Source organism: Pseudarthrobacter sp. 01T43, from assembly GCF_056398665.1.
Map to the genome: position 1 here is coordinate 12,329 of NZ_JBFTPV010000006.1, position 16,524 is coordinate 28,852.

The following is a 16,524-nucleotide window of genomic DNA, read 5'->3' on the forward strand; positions in this document are numbered from 1 at the left end:
CGTCGCCACCCTAGACTGCTTAGGGCGGTCCACCAGAACATGAGCGCACAGCTTTCACCAGCGGACCCAAGTTGCCGGCGGTAAGCACCCGCATGCTATAGGGCGCTGTAGCGTCCTTGAACAGCTAAGTTTCCAGTGCACGCCACAACCGGGGTGGCCGCCTGTGGGTAGGGGCGGGGCCCCTACCCACAGGCGGCTTTGAACTACGGATCTACGCGTTGACTAGCGCACCTTGCGGAGGGACAACCGTTCCCTCACCTGCGAAGGTAGAACCTGATGAGTCCACATGATCTTTTCAACGGCCCCGGCCAAGTCGGGTCGGGTCGTCTCGAGGTTTCGAAGTTGCTTCCATGCTCGGTCAGTGTCGATGGCAAGCGCCAAGACATTCGATGGGGAGCCCAGATAAACATGGTCCCTCGCAATGGGAACAGCCTCGGGCTTGACAACTAGCCGAGGGGAAACGATAACGCTGATGCTCGTTTCAGGTATTTTCCGTGCCCTCTGGTCGCCTGCCAGGGAATCCAACTGCGAGTCAGTTTGGCGAATGTAGTCCATACTGATGGCGCCCTTGGATTCCTGCTCGCTCTTCGCCTCGACAGTGATCCACAAGTTTGGCCAAACCCATGCGGCATCCGTCTGGCCCTCGAATACTGGTTTGAACGATTTGGCGCCGAGGAACTCACCCAGTTGCACAAGTGCGGCTTCGTAGCCATTCGCGTCGATGTCTTGCAGCCCGGCGACCATCGAGGCAACTGTCGTGTCATATTTACCGAGTCGCGAGAAACGCCCGCGCAACAACGAAACTGCCCCGTCGACGCCACCTTGGTCCATCTCTTCAGTCACGGGGGCACTCGCAGTCGGGAGAGTTTCTCGCAGCCACGTTGTACCCGCGGCGGCCAACCGAGCCTCCCTCATTAGCGCTGCGGCTTTTAGTGCGTTGGTCGGGTCCGCGTTGACCAATCCGAGCCAGTTTGCAGCGTGATAGGCCCATAGCGCGCGATAGGGTTTCAGCGAAGGGTCTGTGAGGGATTCGAACACGCTCTGGGCGTATGTTCCCGCCGCTTCCCAGTTCTGGCTCCAGGCAGCTTGCCAAGCGAGGACCTCATTTGTCGCAGTTGAGCCCAGTTGGGAGCTTGCGGGCGTGTTGGATCGAGTCATTTCAGATCGACGGCTCGTGATCGCTGGCTCGGCTTCCCCCTGCCATAGCTCGTCTTGTGCGAGGGCGCTCTCCACTAGTTTCTTCAGAGTGTCCGGGCTGTTGTCGCTGGCCGCTTTGCCAAACGCAATCTCGGCCTGCAACTCGACGGGCATTGCGTCGAGATTTTCTCGACGCGACAAGTAGTTGACGAGATCGTCCCCCGCCACCACGACAACAGAGTAGTCGCGCGGACCCCGCGTGCATCGACCAAAGCCTTGGACCACGCGCGTCCGAATCCGCTCGGCAAGAACCTGCTTAGCCCCTAGGCGTTCGTCTAGGAACTTGTCCTGGTCGTGGCTGTACGAAGGGAGGTTCAGCATGAACATGAGACGGCATGCGTCACCCGCCAAATCCATCCCGTCATATCGGTTTGCTGCCAGCAACGTACCTTTGCTCGACTCTCGGAAATCTGTGAAGTCAGATCCCTGTTTCACCTCGAACCTTTCGGCTTCAGGGATGTGGAGTTCCTCAGCGATCTTCTCGGCCTCTGCTTGGCTTGGTGTAAGAATCAGTTTCTTGTCAGCTTGCCTCAGAATGTCCAGCGTCAGCTGAAGGCTGTCGTAGTCAGGGCTGTCCCCGAAGTCTGCGAGGTCAGGAAAGACGAAGAAACGCCTGCCGCTTCCGGTGCGGCTCCACTCTTCTGGAACAGCAACTCGCTTGATTCGCGCCACACCGAAGGCACGTTCAAGTTCACCCGAATCGCCAAGAGTTGCGGAGAGATACACACGTTGATTTGGAGTCGTGAATGGTGCGTGACCACTGGTGGGCGGGATCATGGGCCGAATGTAGAGGCCTCGCCCCGATATGAAGAAAGAGCAGGACGTCAGATTCTCTTTGAGCCAAGACAGCGGAAACTTCCGGTTGTCCGTTAATCCCGACGCAAGTGCGGTTTCGATGCCAGAGGCGTGCGCAGCGATGACGGAAGCGGGTAGGAGCCTCACCGTTGCATCGGGAGAGCGGCCACCCTCTTCTGCCGTATTAAGTCTAGTTACAAGCTGGCCATCCAGTGAATCCGCAAGGACGCCAAGCAACACACGGAAAAGCGCCTCGTCACTCTTCACCTCTATAGACCAAGCATCCGCAACATAGTTTTCCGCGGCGTGAGCATCGTCAAACAACAAAGTTTGAGCGTCATCGAACCGCGGATTGGTGTTGAAAATATGGCTATAAACCGTGATTGCGACGGCCTGTCCGGAAACGTACTTCTGGAACTCCCGGGTGTCCCACTCTACGCTTCTACCGACCAAGCAGACGGCGGGAATGCCCTGATTCGCAGCCGCTTTTGCAACCTGCTTGGCCAACTGGATGGTCGGGCAGGCGTATACAACTCTTTGGCCGAGAGTGCGTCTTCTCCATTCAGCGATGAGCAGACCCACGAGTGTCTTACCGGACCCCGTGGGCAGCTCCAGAGCAACGTTTGCTGACGCGGTGTGCTTCTCAAAATAGGTTCTCAGTTGATCAGCCTGATGTGACCACAAAGCGGGCACCCCAGTAGGCAATTTGGGAAGGTCGCCAAACAGCGCTTCCGGACTTACGGACGGCGAAAGCACGGTTGATTTCTTTAGAAAGCTAACCTTCGCACCAGGTTTGTCAGTCAATTGTTCCCCCTGCAACATCTTCGTTGACACGACAGCTAATTTAGACCGTCGGTTCCAGCACTATATCCAAGAATGAGTCATTTATTTTCTTCGGGTCTTGCAACCGTCAGGAAATAAAGCATGGCGCACCAATACTGGTACATCCACTTATACGATGAAGTCCTTTATCCGGTGATGTTCGAAATAATTTCGGGACGCTGGGCGAGCGACCCAAAAGTCAAGCCTCCGGCCAGCGAGATGCGTTTCTAGGTAGACCGCTACCGCGCCAACGTCGGGAGCTTGTGAGCTCACGTTTATGTGTCCTTCGGAATTAACACAAACCAGCCCGCGCCCGAAAAGTTCGTCGCAACCGAGCTTGCAGTTCGGCATCGCAATGTTGGCGAAATCCTGCTTCTCCCGATCGGAACACTGGGAACGGCGCTTGATATGTGCGGCCACGAGGAACTCAATGGGAAGTACTCGCTCACACAGTGCACACGTCCCGCTGTTGCCGGGCAGAATGTACTTGCGGAGGTAGGCCTGCTCTTTGCGTCTTAGAACGGTCGCCTGCTCGTCCAGCTCGTCGAACTCACGATCCGGTGTGCCGCGGGTCATAAGCTTTCGGCCACCGGGAGTGGCCGGCGACGGGACGGTGGGGTTAGCCGGACTGTCCGGCAGCTCCAGGTAATCGACGACGGCAGCGCTGGGTTCGAGTGCCAAGACCACGAATTCCTGGACGGCCGCGTTCGGCTTTCTGCCGATGAGCGAGTTCAGGGTTGCCGTGGGAAGGTCCAAGTCGCGTGGTTTAAGCAGTGCGAACATGAACTCCCACGTCTGCACTTTGCCGTTCGCGGTTTTGGTTTCGCCCCAAAGGGATTTGGCCAAGGTCTCGTTGCGGAGGGTGTGGCTGACCTCGGCTACTGAGACTTTTCCGCCGCCGTGAACGAACAAGAGGTAGTCGCCAGGGGACACCCGCTTCCATCGGCCCTCGTTGCGCCCGTCCTCACCCGGCTTTGCACCCCAAAGTCGTATGCCGCCTGCCTCGGAGAAGGCATGCAGCGCAGCCTCATCCGCACGGGAAAGCAGGGGAAGGATGCCGTCGAGCTGGACGGGTGTGGCAATAGTATCTGTGTAATGCGCCTGGGCTGCTTTGTTGGCACACGGCTGAAGTACGACATTGGACATGCTCTTTGGACCCCCAGTATCGGGTCCTACGAGTCGGACCCTCTGAGCTGAGTGTATTTCTGAGCTGAACCTTTCGCTAACTCCACGGGGTAGCGAGTCTCATTCAGTTCCGTCTTTTCTAGCAACGCCTCTTCAAGATCCACTCCACACACGTCGCTTAGGCGCAGGAGATAAGACAGGACGTCTGCCATCTCATGTCTCAGGCGTTCCATGTTGGTTGGGTCCGCCAGCCAAGTGTCAACGTCTGCATCCGCGGTCCATTGGAGCAGTTCGGCGAGCTCTCCCGCTTCGCCGCAAAGTGCGAGAATCAGGTTTCGTGGCCTGTGAAACTGTCCCCAGTCTCTTTTCTCGGCAAAGCGGCGTACTAAGTCTTGAAGTTCTCCTAGCGTCATGGACCTACAGTAGACGGCGGGAGCGCCGGGGGGTCTAATGCCCGCTTTCCTGGGTCAAAGCGGGGGCAACGGAGGCGGCGTATTTTTTGGCACGCTTCTTAAGCTTTTCCGAACAGGCCACACAGCAGTGTCGGTCCTTGAACTTGTAGTTCGTCTTCTTATCTATGGGCGAGCCGCACTCGATGCAGGGCGTTCCCTCGGCGGCACGCCCGTCTGGGTGTGCCAGAACAAGGTCCAGCCAGGCATTGTGGTTGTCCTCTGAGTAGGGGTTATCGTCGATTTTTTGTTTTATCCACGAATGCAGCTCGGCGGAGGTGCGAGCACGTGAACGGACGGATCCGGGGGCGCCCGCCTTAGCAATTGGCGTGGATGAAAATAGGTCGTCCAGGCCTCTATGCGACCGTGCCAATTCAATGAGGACTCGCGCGCAAGTCACCGCGTCCTCTTCCGCGTTGTGGTGCTTGAACGGAGGCAGCGCAAGGCTTCTCGCCACGTCCTTGAGGGTGAACCTTTCAATGGGCAGAAGGGCTTCGGCCAGTGCCTGGGTGTCAATCGAAGTCAGTGCGGGAACTTTAAGGCCGCTGAGTACGCAGGCCTGCTCGATGGCCTGCCTGTCGAACATGCTGTGGTGCGCGAAGTCGTCCCCATCGGCAAACTCCAGGATGGCACTCAAGGAGTCAACCCATGAACGAGCTTCCTCCAGATCGGCAGCGGTGATCCCGTGCTTGCTGATGTTGCTCCTCTCAAAGGTTTGTCCTCCGGGCGGGTCAACGAGCCAAGATGTGCTGAGCACTATCTGGCCGTCTCGCACTTTGCACATGCCAACTGAGCAGATCGATGCACGGCTATAGTTGGCTGTCTCCACGTCTATTGCTGTGAAATTCAACGTCATGTCGTTCAATTACTTCGCCTCTCCGCCCTGAAGCATATCGGGCTGTACCGTCAACGACGGATGGGCCGCTCCTGCCGCGAGCTATCGGAGTCCACCAACGATCGGTTCCGCACTATGTGCGTGCATTGGCCTTATCCAGTGTCGAAAAATGTCCTGAAGCTAACCCTTCAACGTGTGAGCCGCGAGCGTGTCTGGGGCGGTTCGCGGCGGTGGCGTGATCTATTGGGCAAGAACTTTAGATGGAGCTCGTACGTAGAAGGACTCGAGAAGATATGAACCTGCATCCCATTCTTGACGACACCGACGCCTGCATCGAGTTGGTGGCTCGCTACTACTCAGGCGAAGCCAAGTACGGGCTGCCCCGTTCTGGAAGCCATTTTGATCATTGGGACGGGGGCGGAGACCGCTCTGAGATTCGGAACGAACTGACCGCAGACGACTTCCTGGCCGTGTCGTTCTTGTATGTAAATGTTCCACCCGAAGCCGCCATCGGGTTGCTTGGCGACTGCAAGCCCGACGTGGAGGCGCTCTTGGAACAGATACCGTATGACAGGCATTTGGCGGATCTATCGTCGGACGAGTATCAGAAGTACCTGGGACCGGAAGGCCCAGCCCAAGAGCTGTGGGATTTACTCACAAGCAAGCCGTCGCCCAAGCGCAATGCGTCGTACAAATGGGGCATCGGACCCACAACCGCCAGCAAGATCATGGCCAGGAAACGCCCGAACCTCATCCCTATCACCGACGAGCGCGTGGGGGACTTGGTCGGGCGCAAGGGAGACTACTGGCGCCAGTGGTACATGGCCTTGACTGACAGCAGCCGGCTTCCCGAGCGCTTGCAACAGATCAAAGAGAACGCGGAGATAGGACAGGACCCGTCCCTTCTCAGGGTTCTAGACGTTATTTTGTGGATGCACGCGACCGACTTGGAATGGGCCACAAGGAATAGCCCCAGAGATGGCGGCGGCAATGGCTCTGGGACTGCGATCTCTGGTTCCATCGAGAAGAGCGGCTCAACCAATGCCTTGGCCGTCCTAGACGGGGCAGTCAAGTGAGGTACTGGTGGGCAACTCAGACGAGCAACTACCCCGAGGCCATTGCCCGGCGCACCCTGTGGACGTGTCCCCGTGCCGAAGGGAAGCCATTGAAGGAATCTCGTCGGCTTATCAAAGACCTGCGGCTCGGCGACATTGTCTTTCATCACCACCAGGGCCATCTGAAGGCTGTCAGCACGGTCGTCGAGGAGTGGCAAGACTTCCCGCGACCGGAGGAATACAAGGCACAGGAAGGCGAGGGCGACGACGGTTGGCTGGTAAGGGTCGAGCCAATCGCTACGGGATTGAGCCTGCCTTTTGAACGAGTAAGCGACCTGATCACGCTGGGACAGAAGGGGCCCCTTAACGTTAACGGTGAGCCGGCGAGGAAGTACCTCTCGCCCCTATCGGAAACGGACGGTCTGACGCTCCTGGCCGAGCTGAACGTCAGTCCGCCCGTATTTGACAATGGGCTGATGGGCCGTCCGGCGGATTCCTGGGGCGGGGACGAGACTGACGTACTCAGCCTTAAAACTATCCGTGCCGAACAAACTGAATTGCGGAAACACCTCCTGCGAGGGCGATTGACTGCGGAGTGCTCCATCTGCGGCGAACTTCTTCCCACCCGGCTGCTTATTGCCGGTCACATCAAAACGCGAAGCAAATGCACTGAGGACGAGCGCAGGGACTACAGGGCCGCCGCCATGCTTATCTGCAATCTGGGCTGCGATGCCCTTTTCGAATGGGGTTATCTTGTCGTCGACGGAGGGGGCCGAGTGCGCCCGGGCAAACGTCCAGAGACGCGGACAGTGAAGAACGCTGTTGAGGCGCTTTCGGGAAGGTTCTGTCTTGCATTCAACAAGGCCACATCAGCGAACTTCGCTTGGCACTCCCGCTTGGTATCTGGCCTCTAATTCGCCGAGGCTCACCGGATCCCGCACGGGCAACAACAGGGATTTCCCCGCATGTGGTTAGTATCAACTCAACGGCGTCGGACGCCTGGACAGGGACAACTCGGCGATTCGACTCAATCGCTGCGGATGGGGGAGAAATGAATTTTGCCGTTGATCTTGGACGGGACTTATGGCGTAACACTGAAGTTGAAGGGGAATTCGCTCGGGAGGAAGCGATTGTAGCGGCACTCGGGCAACGACCTAGCGCAGGGCGTGATATCGAACGAGAGGGAGTGATACTCTCCCTCGTTCCAGAACCAGACAACCCCTTCGACCCCAATGCCATTAGCGTTCGTTTCAATAACATGGTCGTCGGTTACCTCAGCCGGGAGGATGCGCTGACTTACAAGCAGCCCGTTCGCCGTATCTGTGCCAGCGGCAGGGTTGCTGCGGTCGAATCAAGGATTTGGGCTTCCAACGATGATTGGAACGGGCAGGGCATGAAGTTTCGCGCCCGAATTTCGCTGGCGATGCCAGAACAGGACCTCTTCCTTCCCGTAAACAATCCGCCGCAAGGGGAACACACACTTCTGCCTTGGGGTAGCGCAATTCAGGTCACCAAGGAGGCCGATCATTTCGATGTCCTATTCGACCACGTGCCCCCTAAGGGGCGGGGACTGTTATACGTCTCTCTGCACAAAGGCCTTAGGACGCTTAAAAACGGAACAGAAAAGCCCTATGTAGAAGTGCGCCTCGATGGCGCCAGAGTCGGCGAACTTTCGACTGTGAGCTCAGCTCATGTGCTGCCGGTGATAGATCACGCGGAAACGATGGGCTGGATACCTGTGTGCATAGCCAAGATCACGGGTTCAGCGCTCGCAGCCGAACTCACGCTCCAAGTGGCGAAGGCGACAGAGGTAGACGACGCCTGGCTCGCCTCCTCGCCGCACCATGCCCCAACGCTAGCGGAATGGGAGGAGGACTATCAGGTACCACCAGCCTTCCAGCCGGAGAGTAGGCCGAAGCCCGCGACCAAGGCACAGGCCGCCAGCCTAAACGGTTCAATCGCACAGCAGCATCGTGTTGTCTCCCGCGAGACTGGGGCACGAAAAGTGCCGTGGCTTTGGCTCGGCGTAGGTTTCGGCATACTGATGTTTTTTGGTGCTTTCAACGCTTTTGGCCAAAGCGGTGTCGGGACAGGGCTCTTCATGCTGGTGACCGGACCGGTTGTTGCGTTTCTGTGCTTCCGTGTAATCCGGAGGCGCAAAAAGCGGGATGGCGGCGGCCCGAGCTGAGGCGGCACGCGTCCTCGTCACGTTCCCTCAGCCTCATCCGTTTACACGATGCGCGACTTGGTAAAACAGGTGAGGCTAACAGCTCGTTATGACCGGGTTCCTCTGGCACCCGTAGCCTGCGGACAGAATATCGTCCTATCCGCAGATCTGAGGATTCAGGTACCTAGAGTGTGCTTATGAAGGGGGTTGCAACACCGGCAATGCACTTCATGTCGAAGGAAAACAAACCACCACTGTATCGGCTAGGAGTCCGGCTGCGGTATCAGCTCTTGTCGTACATTATCTTCTCGGTCGCCTCCGCATCCGATTTCGCCATGGCCGCGACGTTAGTCCGCTCCTAGGGCGGCCCTGCTAAATTCGTACGACTACTTATTCGGCCGTCCATAGGCCGACAGTTCTTTGGGGAACAGCTTTGAAAAGGAACCTTATCGTCCTTGCGGTCACGGCCGTAGCCTTGGCGGGGTGCAGTGCTGCCGGCGAGAGCAGTGCTTCGCCCACTGTCACGGTGACTGTGACGCAGCCAGCCGTAACAGTAACGGCCACTCCGCCAGCACCCACGCCACGAACATCTCCCGCCGCTTTGGGCGAAGCGCAGACCTCAAAAAATGGCTCGTCTGTCATCGTTTTTGAGCATCGGAAAAATGTTGAGCCTCAGGACCCTAACCAGGAAGCAATCGACGTGCAGGTTTGTACGCCGGCAACGCCGCCGTCTGCTGCAGCCGAAGCACCGATTGTCAGCAACCAGCCGTGGGCGCTTCTGGATGCTGAGAACCGGAGATACACGTCAGCTTCGGGCACCTGGCAACACGAAGGTGCGCAACCTGCCTACCCGTCTCAAGAGCAGCTGGCGTGGGGAGATTGTGTCCGGGGCTGGGTCATCATTCAGGGCCAAGCCACAACCCAGATGACGAAGGTCAGGTACACCGGCTCATCGTCGATCCTTGAGTGGAAACTCTCCTAGAGATTGGCAGCTTCGGCAAAGAATCCGGAGCTCCAATTGTCCCTTGGCGCCCAACCGCTGACGGTACTGAGTAAACTCCCCAAGTTGCTCGCGGTTATGGTTGCTAAGTGACTGATGATGCTGCGCCGAAGCGACCGAGGTTCTTGACGACTGAGCAGGTAGCCGAAGAGCTGGCTGTTGGTCTGCCCACTGTTCGGATGTTGTTGAAGACGGGTGACCTGCGTGGGCTGCAGATTGGTGGTCGTGGGATGTGGCGCGTAGCAACACAGGATCTCGAAGACTACATCGCGCATGCCTACCGGGTGACTGCTGAACGCATAGCCGCCGGGGAAGTGCCAGATGAACCGTCTGATATTTAGGGGGTTAGTGTATTGGTCCTTCCCTTTGGTTCTGGTACGTTTCGCGTACTGAATCAACTTTGGGGGATCACGTGAGGCGTAGCCTGACGGTCGCTTTGGCAGCGGCCTTTGTTTTGTCCGGGTGCAGCGCCCAGCCTGGGGCGAGTAGCCCAGACGCCACAACAGCCTCAACGACTCCCGCGATTTCGGGATATGTCGCGACCGCCACGCCCAAAGCTACAACCCCTTCCCGCGTCGCAGCGCCTCCGCCGGCCAAGAAGACCAGCTTCAGCGTCCTGGACGACCTGATGTTCGAAACCGTCAGGGCTGACTACAGAACGTACGGCCTGGCCTTGAGCAGAGTCGACTACGACCGGCTGAGCGACGATGTCTGCAAAGACATGCAGACGGGAGGGGGCGGGTATTTCACAATCGGCGACGTAAGTCGCCTGTCGAAGTCCGGCAAGGAATCCCTCGCCAGGTCCATGTGGCTGGTCTTTGCTCTATCGTGTTACCCGGATGCTTACGTCCACAGTGATGCGGACATGGAAGCCATTGCTGACTCGATGATGGAGCATTATCCGGAGTACCAGCGTCGCTTACAGGCCGCTGGCCTATCACTATCCGAGTCCGCCCCCAGCGCTACCTACGCAGGGTCCGGCTCAGGCTATTCGGGCACCGGCTCGTCTGGTTCGGGCTACTCGACGATGTGCAAAGACGGCACCATGTCTCAATCCGGCGGCAAGCGTGGCGCCTGTTCTTGGCACGGCGGTGTTTCTAAATAGACCGTCCCGTTCTGGTTAGCTGTGCCCGTCGCCATGGTCATGTAGCTAGGAGTTACAACTTTCCGCCCTTGCCGGTCGGCAGGTGGAGGGTACGGCACATGTGATCGTTATGAAAGCCGCACTAGACGCGCTTGGGAGTGACTTAACATATCGACAACGGGCAGATCTGTATGGTGGCGCACTGACGCAGAGCCGGTTTTTGTGCCAAGAGAAGCGCTGCCAGGATGGGCGCGGGAAGTTCAGAAGGCCCGCTACCAGCCCGCCAGCGCACAGGCCGACAAGTGCTGCAATAAGCCAAGCCAGCGTTCAGTAAAGGCCTCGACGAACGAGAGGGCATAACGACGCGGCGCTAACGTCACCGGGGACCAGAGGTTTGCCGACATGACCCCTCGGAACTATAGTGGGCAGGTTTGGTCATCTCCCTTCGCCAGTGACACCGCCAGCGCCCGTCTAAAGGGACGGGATGCCCCTGCGTTCGTGTTAGTTAGTCATTGAGCCGCCAGGCGCATCCACTGCCTCCGAGTACGCCCGCACTTGTAGGCTGAGGTAATCCAAAAGCGCGTCGGACTTCTCCATGCCGACAGCATTAGCAAATGCGACACCGAAGGATGTGGGCTTCAAAACTCCCATAACCGCTTCAACGCTGCGGATTGCTGGATCGCCGTGGTTTTCTCGAAGATGCTGAAGCTCAGGCCGCGTGTCTACCCATTCATACGCTCCAGCACGTGCCAGTCGCTCACCGCTGTAGATGACTTCCACAAGCCCAAGGCGAATCCAATTGTCAACGTACGTTGGGAGGAGTGCAGGAGCGGTGTCGAGCCCAGGACAGGAGGTTACAAGTTCCATTAAGTGCGTGAGGAGCTTGATTTCTGCTCCCCCTTCCGTCTTCCCAACGATGCGGGCCACTGGCATGACCATGTTGGTTCCCAAGGGGTAGGCCAGCACCGGAATTTCTTCAGCAGTAAGTTGACGAATGACTTCAACGAAGGCCGGGTGTACGCCCTTACTGAGCCGATCATCGGAGGCGGACGCGAGCAAATCCAAGTACAGCTTCTTCAGTTCGGGCTCATCCACGCTGAACGCAAGTCCCAGCATGGCCGGTGCAGCAATTGATGGCTTCGGTGCAACCCTGTGTTCCTCAGGAATTGCTTCTACCCGGGATCTCATATCCTCTTCGAAGCCGTACTCGAAGTACTCGGCGCTGAGTCCAAGCATTTTTCGGATGGGCCGAAATACCTGTAAGAAGAAAGCTTCCTTCACCGCAATGCGCCTAGCGCGAATGTGAGCACCTTGTCTGAAGGGTTCAGTATCCCTGGCCGCCGCCACTAGCTCTTTCCGGATCGTCTGATCCGCTTCCCGAATGTCCTTCACGGCTTCTTGGACGATGCGTCCCGCGACGATACCTGCTGCCCCAATTATCTGTTCCCCAGTCATTTCCACAGCGTAGTCGCATCCGCTCTTGCCAACTTCACGCCAGACGGTCGGCCTGATTAGGGAGGACTACTTTCACGGCTTATGAAGTGGGCGCGCCGGGTTGGTCGTCGTTACTGCCTGCGGACGAGGTACGGACTGCGGCTTGAAGGGCGCGTTCACTGAAAAAGGTAAAGGTCATGCAAATCACCATGAAAAGCAGCCACATCCAAAGTAGTCCGTAGTCAAAATCGGGCGGCTTTGGTAGTTCTTTCCCCCCACTATTTAGAGTTATTAACGCCTGTGCGATCTGGTCGATTAGCTTAGGTCCAGCATTCAAAGCGGCCGTCAAGACAAATACGAACACAAGGCTGACCAAGTTTATGCGCCCTGCTAGTGTGTCTTTTTCGGCATTGAGAGCGAATTTAAGAATACGCGGCAGCGTTTTGAGAATCTTGTCCGGGTCGTCACCTGCCATGTCTGTGGAGTGCATCCTGAACGCTGACGACAAATAGGGTCGCAGCCAGAGCCACGGTGCCTAAGACTCCAAAAGTTGCAACGGACGGAGTCACACCGGCCCCAGCAAAAAATGCGGCCCCGGCTGCGACACCCCAGATCAGAGCAAAAAGAACTAAGCCCGTCCACATCACCGCGTGCATCTTCCCAAGGCTCACGACTCGAACGGCTTGGTCCGTATAAGGCTTCTCATCCGTCGGACGTTCTTCACGAGGCCGAGTAGCCACGTGTTCCCCTTGGACTTGGTCCGGGGTGTAGTTGCGGTCAAGCTTTTCCCACATTTTCAAGCCTTCTCGAAAATCGCTCTTTTTGAAATCGAGAACGACTGAATTCTGCCACCTGGTACTCGTCGTTTGTGTCCCATTTAGCCACCAAAGAGACTCATAACGTGCCCACTCGGTGTGAGGTTCCGGGGAACTTTTCTCGTCGGCCTGGAAGTTGGAGAGCATCAGTTCGGCTAGAGCTTCCGCGCGTTCTTCCTTAAAGTGCGGAAGGTCCTCTAGGAAGTCATCGACGCGGGAGTCGCTCCGACGGCTAGATGCAACTCGATCAAAACTTATCGACATTGTTTAGCTCTTTTCTTCTGGCAACTGCGTCTGAGCCTTTGATGTATATGGATCCCACACGCGTATATTGCGGGTTTCCATGTCACTCTGAACGCGGAGTTGTGTATCCAGAGCCGCTTCTATCTGTTTCTGCAAGGAAACCAAATCCTCGTGGTCTAGAACGATTGACTCTGACTGATCTTCGTCGAACTGACCAGACGTATATCTCAGGTTCAATGTGTGCCAAGGAATGACCAAGGCAGTCTTTCCGTCGTCGTCCATGAGGGGCCGCAGGTCTGTCTCAATGCTTGAGCTCGTCAGGAGCCGCTCATGGTTTCGTTCCATGTGTGCTGCTCTTGCTGCCAAAACAAGTCCGGGTATTGCCACGAACGCGAGTAGTCGGTCCCTCACGTCCGTACGTTGATCATCAGTAAGGTTAAGATTTGTTCCAGCCGAAAGGTTCTCGAAGGTTTCCTGTGCCTCGTCCCCTTGCGTGTAACTCACACGGGCGAAGGCCATCAGCATGGCTGAAAGCTCTCGCAGCGCTGGACGCAGTTTCCGATCTGGAAAGGCCCGGAAGAGGGCGTCACGAACTGACATGCGGGTCCGGATGTAGGGCTGACTCGCTAGGTCCGTCAAGGCTCGCTCGGTCTGCTCAGGAGTAAATTTCCCTAGTAGTTCGAGGGGTTCCCTGAATGATTCGGGGACTTCTTGCGGCAAACCCATCCACTCCTTGATGTGCGGCGTCTAATGCATATAGTTCTCGTTCACAGAGTATGCCACCTTCAAGAACGAGACTGAGGGCAAAATAATTCTTTCGGGCGAATCGAGACGTCTCAAAGATGCGGGTCGACGAGTTGTCGAGGCGTGGCGACGTTAGTGACATAACGTAGAGGGCTTCCGCCTTCGTCGTGCCCACGGTGGCGTCCTGTCCTGCACCGACCTGGTAGTCCGCTGCAGCAGGCAGGCCAACGGACGGCGGCAGGTCACCGAGATCCTGTCTCTCGGCCGACGGGGGAGAACGGCATCATCGAGTCGTAAATGGTCTTCGCGATGACAAACGGCCAGCTGCAGCCGCGGACAACTCCATGCCGGAGCCGGAGGAGTCTCGCCCGGCCAGGATAGGCATCAATTTTTCAGTGATGTTGGGGCACAAACCCTCGACGCCGCGGTTAGTGCGTTTTTCGGTCTACGTCAGGTAAGGACGCTGGAAGAGATGTACTGTGCCTGAGCGATATCCGGGCTCCCCGGGATGTGTACCGTCCACGCAAATTCGGCCCACGACGCCGTGACGAAGATCTGCACGCTGCCGTTGCTGGCCGGCGAGAACATCTCCTCGGCCTTCGTCGTCCCCACGGTGGCATCATGCATCGACCTGGTGGTCCACTGTAGCCGTCACGCCAACGGCCGCCGGCAGGTCACTGAGATCCTCTCCCTGGGCCGTCGGGTGGAAAACGGCATCATCGAGTCGTCTATGGTCTTCGCGATGGCGGAAGGCCAGCTTCAGCCGCGTGCCAACTCCATGCCGGCGGCCGAGAAATTTGCGCGCGCAGGGTACGACGTCGCGGCGCTGCTGGAGCCGCGCTGATGGCGCCGCTGTTCGGGGTACTTGCCGGGACCGGCCTGTTCCTCATCTGGTGGTCGTTTTGGGAAAAGCCGTCCGCGGGGAAGCGCAGTCCCAGGGTCAGCCGCATCGAGGACCTGCTCGCCGCCGCCGGCATCGAGAAGGTCACGGCCGCAGGACTCGTCGCCTCCTGTCTGGGTTTGGGCGTATTTGTGGCACTGGTGTTCTTTGTCATCTCCGGGTCTTGGCCCATGTCCGTCTGCTTCGGGCTGTTCGGCGCATGGCTGCCCGTCAGCATTGTGCGCTGGCGGGCCAGCAAAAGGACTGCCGTGTTGCGCCAGCTCTGGCCGGACGTGGTCGATCACCTACGGTCCGCCATCCGCGCCGGACTTTCCCTGCCGGAGGCCCTGATCCAGTTGGCGGAGAAGGGGCCCGCAGAGCTCCGGCACGTGTTCCGCGACTTTGGAGCTGATTACCGGGCCGGGGGCCAGTTTGATGCCTCTCTTAACAAGCTCAAGGACCGCCTGGCAGATCCCGTGGCGGACCGTATCATCGAGGCGCTCCGGCTGACCCGCGAGGTGGGTGGCTCGGACCTGGGTAAGCTCCTTGGCACGCTGGCCGAATTCCTGCGCGAGAACGCCCGCACGCGCAGCGAGCTGGAGGCCCGGCAGTCCTGGACAGTCAACGCCGCCCGGCTGGCAGTTGCCGCGCCCTGGATAGTGATGCTGCTCCTGGCCACCCGCCCCGAGGCCGTGAACGCGTACAACACGCCGATGGGCGCAGGGGTCCTCCTGGGCGGTCTGGTGGTCTCCCTCATCTGCTACTCCATCATGCTGCGCATCGGCGCCCTCCCCCAGGACCAGCGGGTGCTCCGATGAATGGCATCTCGGCAGCCGCAATTATCTGCGGCATCGTCCTGGGCGTCGGCCTGTGGCTGTTGTTCGTCAGGTTGCCCTTCATGCGTCCGCTCACCTTCGTCGAGCGCATTGAACCGCAGTTGAAGTCGCAGAACCTGGAATCCCGTCTGCTGCGCGCCAGCGGACAAAATGCCACGCCCTTCGGTCCGCTGGAACGGATTGTGCGTCCCTTGTTTCACGACGGCCTCACCGCCCTCGGCAGGCTGAACCTTGGCTCGAAGGCGCTGACCCGCCGGCTGGCGCAGGCCGGATTGAACAAATCGCCCGTAGATTTCCGCGCTGAGCAGCTGCTCTGGGCGGCCGCCGGATTTGTCACTGCGCTGGCCATAGTGGTTCTGAGCGCCGTGGCCGGCCGCTTCGCTGCGTTCCTCGCAGTGTTGGCCGTGCTGGGAAGCGCACTCGGCGGCTTCCTCTTCCGCGACTTCTGGCTGGGTGTGCAGATCAGCAAGCGCGAGGCCCGGATGATGGCTGAGTTTCCCAGCCTCGCAGAACTGATGGCCCTTGCCGTGGGCGCCGGCGAAAGCGCCACCGGAGCACTCGATCGGGTATGCCGCAGCGCTAACGGCGAACTGGCCAAGGAATTTTCAAAAATCCTTGCCGAAACGAGGGCAGGGAAACCTCTGGTGGAAGCACTGCAGGAGTTTTCCGCCCGGACAAACCTTGGACCGCTCGTCCGATTTGTGGACGGCATCATCGTCGCAGTCGAGCGCGGAACACCCCTGGCAGATGTTCTGAGGGCCCAGGCGCAGGATGTCCGGGACACGGCAAAACGGGACCTGATGGAGTCGGCGGGCAAGAAAGAAATCGCCATGATGGTGCCCCTCGTCTTCGGAGTCCTTCCCTTAACTGTGGTGTTCGCGGTGTTCCCCGGCATCGCTGCCATCAGCCTCGGATTGTAATCATGACCTGCACTCAACTGTCAGAAACCCAAACGACGTCTACCCTCCCGACCACTGCATTACTTACTGAATGGGACCGAAATGAAAAAACTGGGAATCTCGAGCAGCGTGCTGCTCCTTACT

14 protein-coding genes and 1 pseudogene are annotated in these 16,524 nt (G+C 58.2%); 8 read left to right on the forward strand and 7 right to left on the reverse strand.

Annotation, left to right across the window (positions count from 1 at the left end):
* Positions 1-222: 222 nt before the first annotated feature.
* The 4 genes from AC1DIM_RS07835 to AC1DIM_RS07850 form a co-directional block, all read right to left on the reverse strand.
* Positions 223-2,826, reverse strand: a complete 2,604-nt coding sequence (locus AC1DIM_RS07835) for a DEAD/DEAH box helicase (RefSeq protein ID WP_477709939.1) — start codon at positions 2,824-2,826, stop codon at positions 223-225.
* Between the two features lie 117 nt (positions 2,827-2,943).
* Complete coding sequence (locus AC1DIM_RS07840) at positions 2,944-3,960, reverse strand: hypothetical protein (RefSeq protein ID WP_477709940.1); 1,017 nt, start codon at positions 3,958-3,960, stop codon at positions 2,944-2,946.
* Positions 3,961-3,986: 26 nt separating this feature from the next.
* A complete protein-coding gene (locus tag AC1DIM_RS07845) occupies positions 3,987-4,352 on the reverse strand; it encodes a nucleotide pyrophosphohydrolase (protein ID WP_477709941.1) in 366 nt (121 codons plus the stop codon).
* Between the two features lie 34 nt (positions 4,353-4,386).
* Complete coding sequence (locus tag AC1DIM_RS07850; RefSeq protein WP_477710133.1) at positions 4,387-5,244, reverse strand: exonuclease domain-containing protein; 858 nt, start codon at positions 5,242-5,244, stop codon at positions 4,387-4,389.
* A gap of 272 nt (positions 5,245-5,516) precedes the next feature.
* Between AC1DIM_RS07850 and AC1DIM_RS07855 the strand changes: the two genes are divergently transcribed.
* From AC1DIM_RS07855 to AC1DIM_RS07875, 5 genes are all read left to right on the forward strand, one after another.
* Positions 5,517-6,299, forward strand: coding sequence for a DUF6308 family protein (locus AC1DIM_RS07855; RefSeq protein WP_477709942.1), 783 nt, complete (start codon positions 5,517-5,519; stop codon positions 6,297-6,299).
* 89 nt (positions 6,300-6,388) lie between these two features.
* Entirely contained in the window at positions 6,389-7,192 is an 804-nt protein-coding gene (locus tag AC1DIM_RS07860) for a hypothetical protein (RefSeq protein ID WP_477709943.1), read from the forward strand.
* A gap of 137 nt (positions 7,193-7,329) precedes the next feature.
* A complete protein-coding gene (locus AC1DIM_RS07865) occupies positions 7,330-8,466 on the forward strand; it encodes a hypothetical protein (protein WP_477709944.1) in 1,137 nt (378 codons plus the stop codon).
* 1,068 nt (positions 8,467-9,534) lie between these two features.
* Positions 9,535-9,786: a helix-turn-helix domain-containing protein gene (locus tag AC1DIM_RS07870; RefSeq protein WP_477709945.1), complete on the forward strand. Its 252-nt coding sequence runs from the start codon at positions 9,535-9,537 to the stop codon at positions 9,784-9,786.
* 287 nt (positions 9,787-10,073) lie between these two features.
* Positions 10,074-10,550 carry a hypothetical protein gene (locus AC1DIM_RS07875; protein ID WP_477709946.1) on the forward strand — a complete coding sequence of 159 codons (477 nt, stop codon included), beginning with the start codon at positions 10,074-10,076 and terminating at the stop codon, positions 10,548-10,550.
* Between the two features lie 480 nt (positions 10,551-11,030).
* Here the strand turns inward: AC1DIM_RS07875 and AC1DIM_RS07880 are convergent, their stop codons facing one another.
* From AC1DIM_RS07880 to AC1DIM_RS07890, 3 genes are all read right to left on the reverse strand, one after another.
* Positions 11,031-11,984: a DUF4393 domain-containing protein gene (locus tag AC1DIM_RS07880; protein WP_477709947.1), complete on the reverse strand. Its 954-nt coding sequence runs from the start codon at positions 11,982-11,984 to the stop codon at positions 11,031-11,033.
* Positions 11,985-12,063: 79 nt separating this feature from the next.
* Positions 12,064-12,438: a hypothetical protein gene (locus AC1DIM_RS07885; RefSeq protein ID WP_477709948.1), complete on the reverse strand. Its 375-nt coding sequence runs from the start codon at positions 12,436-12,438 to the stop codon at positions 12,064-12,066.
* Positions 12,439-13,045: 607 nt separating this feature from the next.
* The gene (locus AC1DIM_RS07890; protein ID WP_477709949.1) at positions 13,046-13,741 is read right to left on the reverse strand and encodes a hypothetical protein; all 696 of its coding nucleotides are present in this window, start codon (positions 13,739-13,741) and stop codon (positions 13,046-13,048) included.
* A gap of 517 nt (positions 13,742-14,258) precedes the next feature.
* Here AC1DIM_RS07890 and AC1DIM_RS07895 point away from each other — a divergent pair.
* The 3 genes and pseudogenes from AC1DIM_RS07895 to AC1DIM_RS07905 form a co-directional block, all read left to right on the forward strand.
* A pseudogene (locus AC1DIM_RS07895) lies at positions 14,259-14,609 on the forward strand (CpaF family protein); the annotation flags it as partial.
* Positions 14,609-15,463 carry a type II secretion system F family protein gene (locus AC1DIM_RS07900; protein ID WP_477709950.1) on the forward strand — a complete coding sequence of 285 codons (855 nt, stop codon included), beginning with the start codon at positions 14,609-14,611 and terminating at the stop codon, positions 15,461-15,463. The pseudogene AC1DIM_RS07895 and the gene AC1DIM_RS07900, both read left to right, overlap by 1 nt.
* Entirely contained in the window at positions 15,460-16,401 is a 942-nt protein-coding gene (locus AC1DIM_RS07905; protein ID WP_477709951.1) for a type II secretion system F family protein, read from the forward strand. The genes AC1DIM_RS07900 and AC1DIM_RS07905 overlap by 4 nt, the downstream gene beginning before the upstream one ends.
* The last annotated feature ends 123 nt before the right edge of the window (positions 16,402-16,524 follow it).

Bases quoted from the DNA above. Each gene is read 5' to 3' on its own strand.
- AC1DIM_RS07865 (WP_477709944.1), top strand. From the start codon at position 7,330: ATGAATTTTGCCGTTGATCTTGGACGGGACTTATGGCGTAACACTGAA.
- AC1DIM_RS07885 (WP_477709948.1), bottom strand. From the start codon at position 12,438: ATGGCAGGTGACGACCCGGACAAGATTCTCAAAACGCTGCCGCGTATT.
- AC1DIM_RS07880 (WP_477709947.1), bottom strand. From the start codon at position 11,984: ATGACTGGGGAACAGATAATTGGGGCAGCAGGTATCGTCGCGGGACGC.
- AC1DIM_RS07850 (WP_477710133.1), bottom strand. From the start codon at position 5,244: ATGACGTTGAATTTCACAGCAATAGACGTGGAGACAGCCAACTATAGC.
- AC1DIM_RS07845 (WP_477709941.1), bottom strand. From the start codon at position 4,352: ATGACGCTAGGAGAACTTCAAGACTTAGTACGCCGCTTTGCCGAGAAA.
- AC1DIM_RS07855 (WP_477709942.1), top strand. From the start codon at position 5,517: ATGAACCTGCATCCCATTCTTGACGACACCGACGCCTGCATCGAGTTG.
- AC1DIM_RS07840 (WP_477709940.1), bottom strand. From the start codon at position 3,960: ATGTCCAATGTCGTACTTCAGCCGTGTGCCAACAAAGCAGCCCAGGCG.
- AC1DIM_RS07900 (WP_477709950.1), top strand. From the start codon at position 14,609: ATGGCGCCGCTGTTCGGGGTACTTGCCGGGACCGGCCTGTTCCTCATC.
- AC1DIM_RS07905 (WP_477709951.1), top strand. From the start codon at position 15,460: ATGAATGGCATCTCGGCAGCCGCAATTATCTGCGGCATCGTCCTGGGC.
- AC1DIM_RS07875 (WP_477709946.1), top strand. From the start codon at position 10,074: ATGTTCGAAACCGTCAGGGCTGACTACAGAACGTACGGCCTGGCCTTG.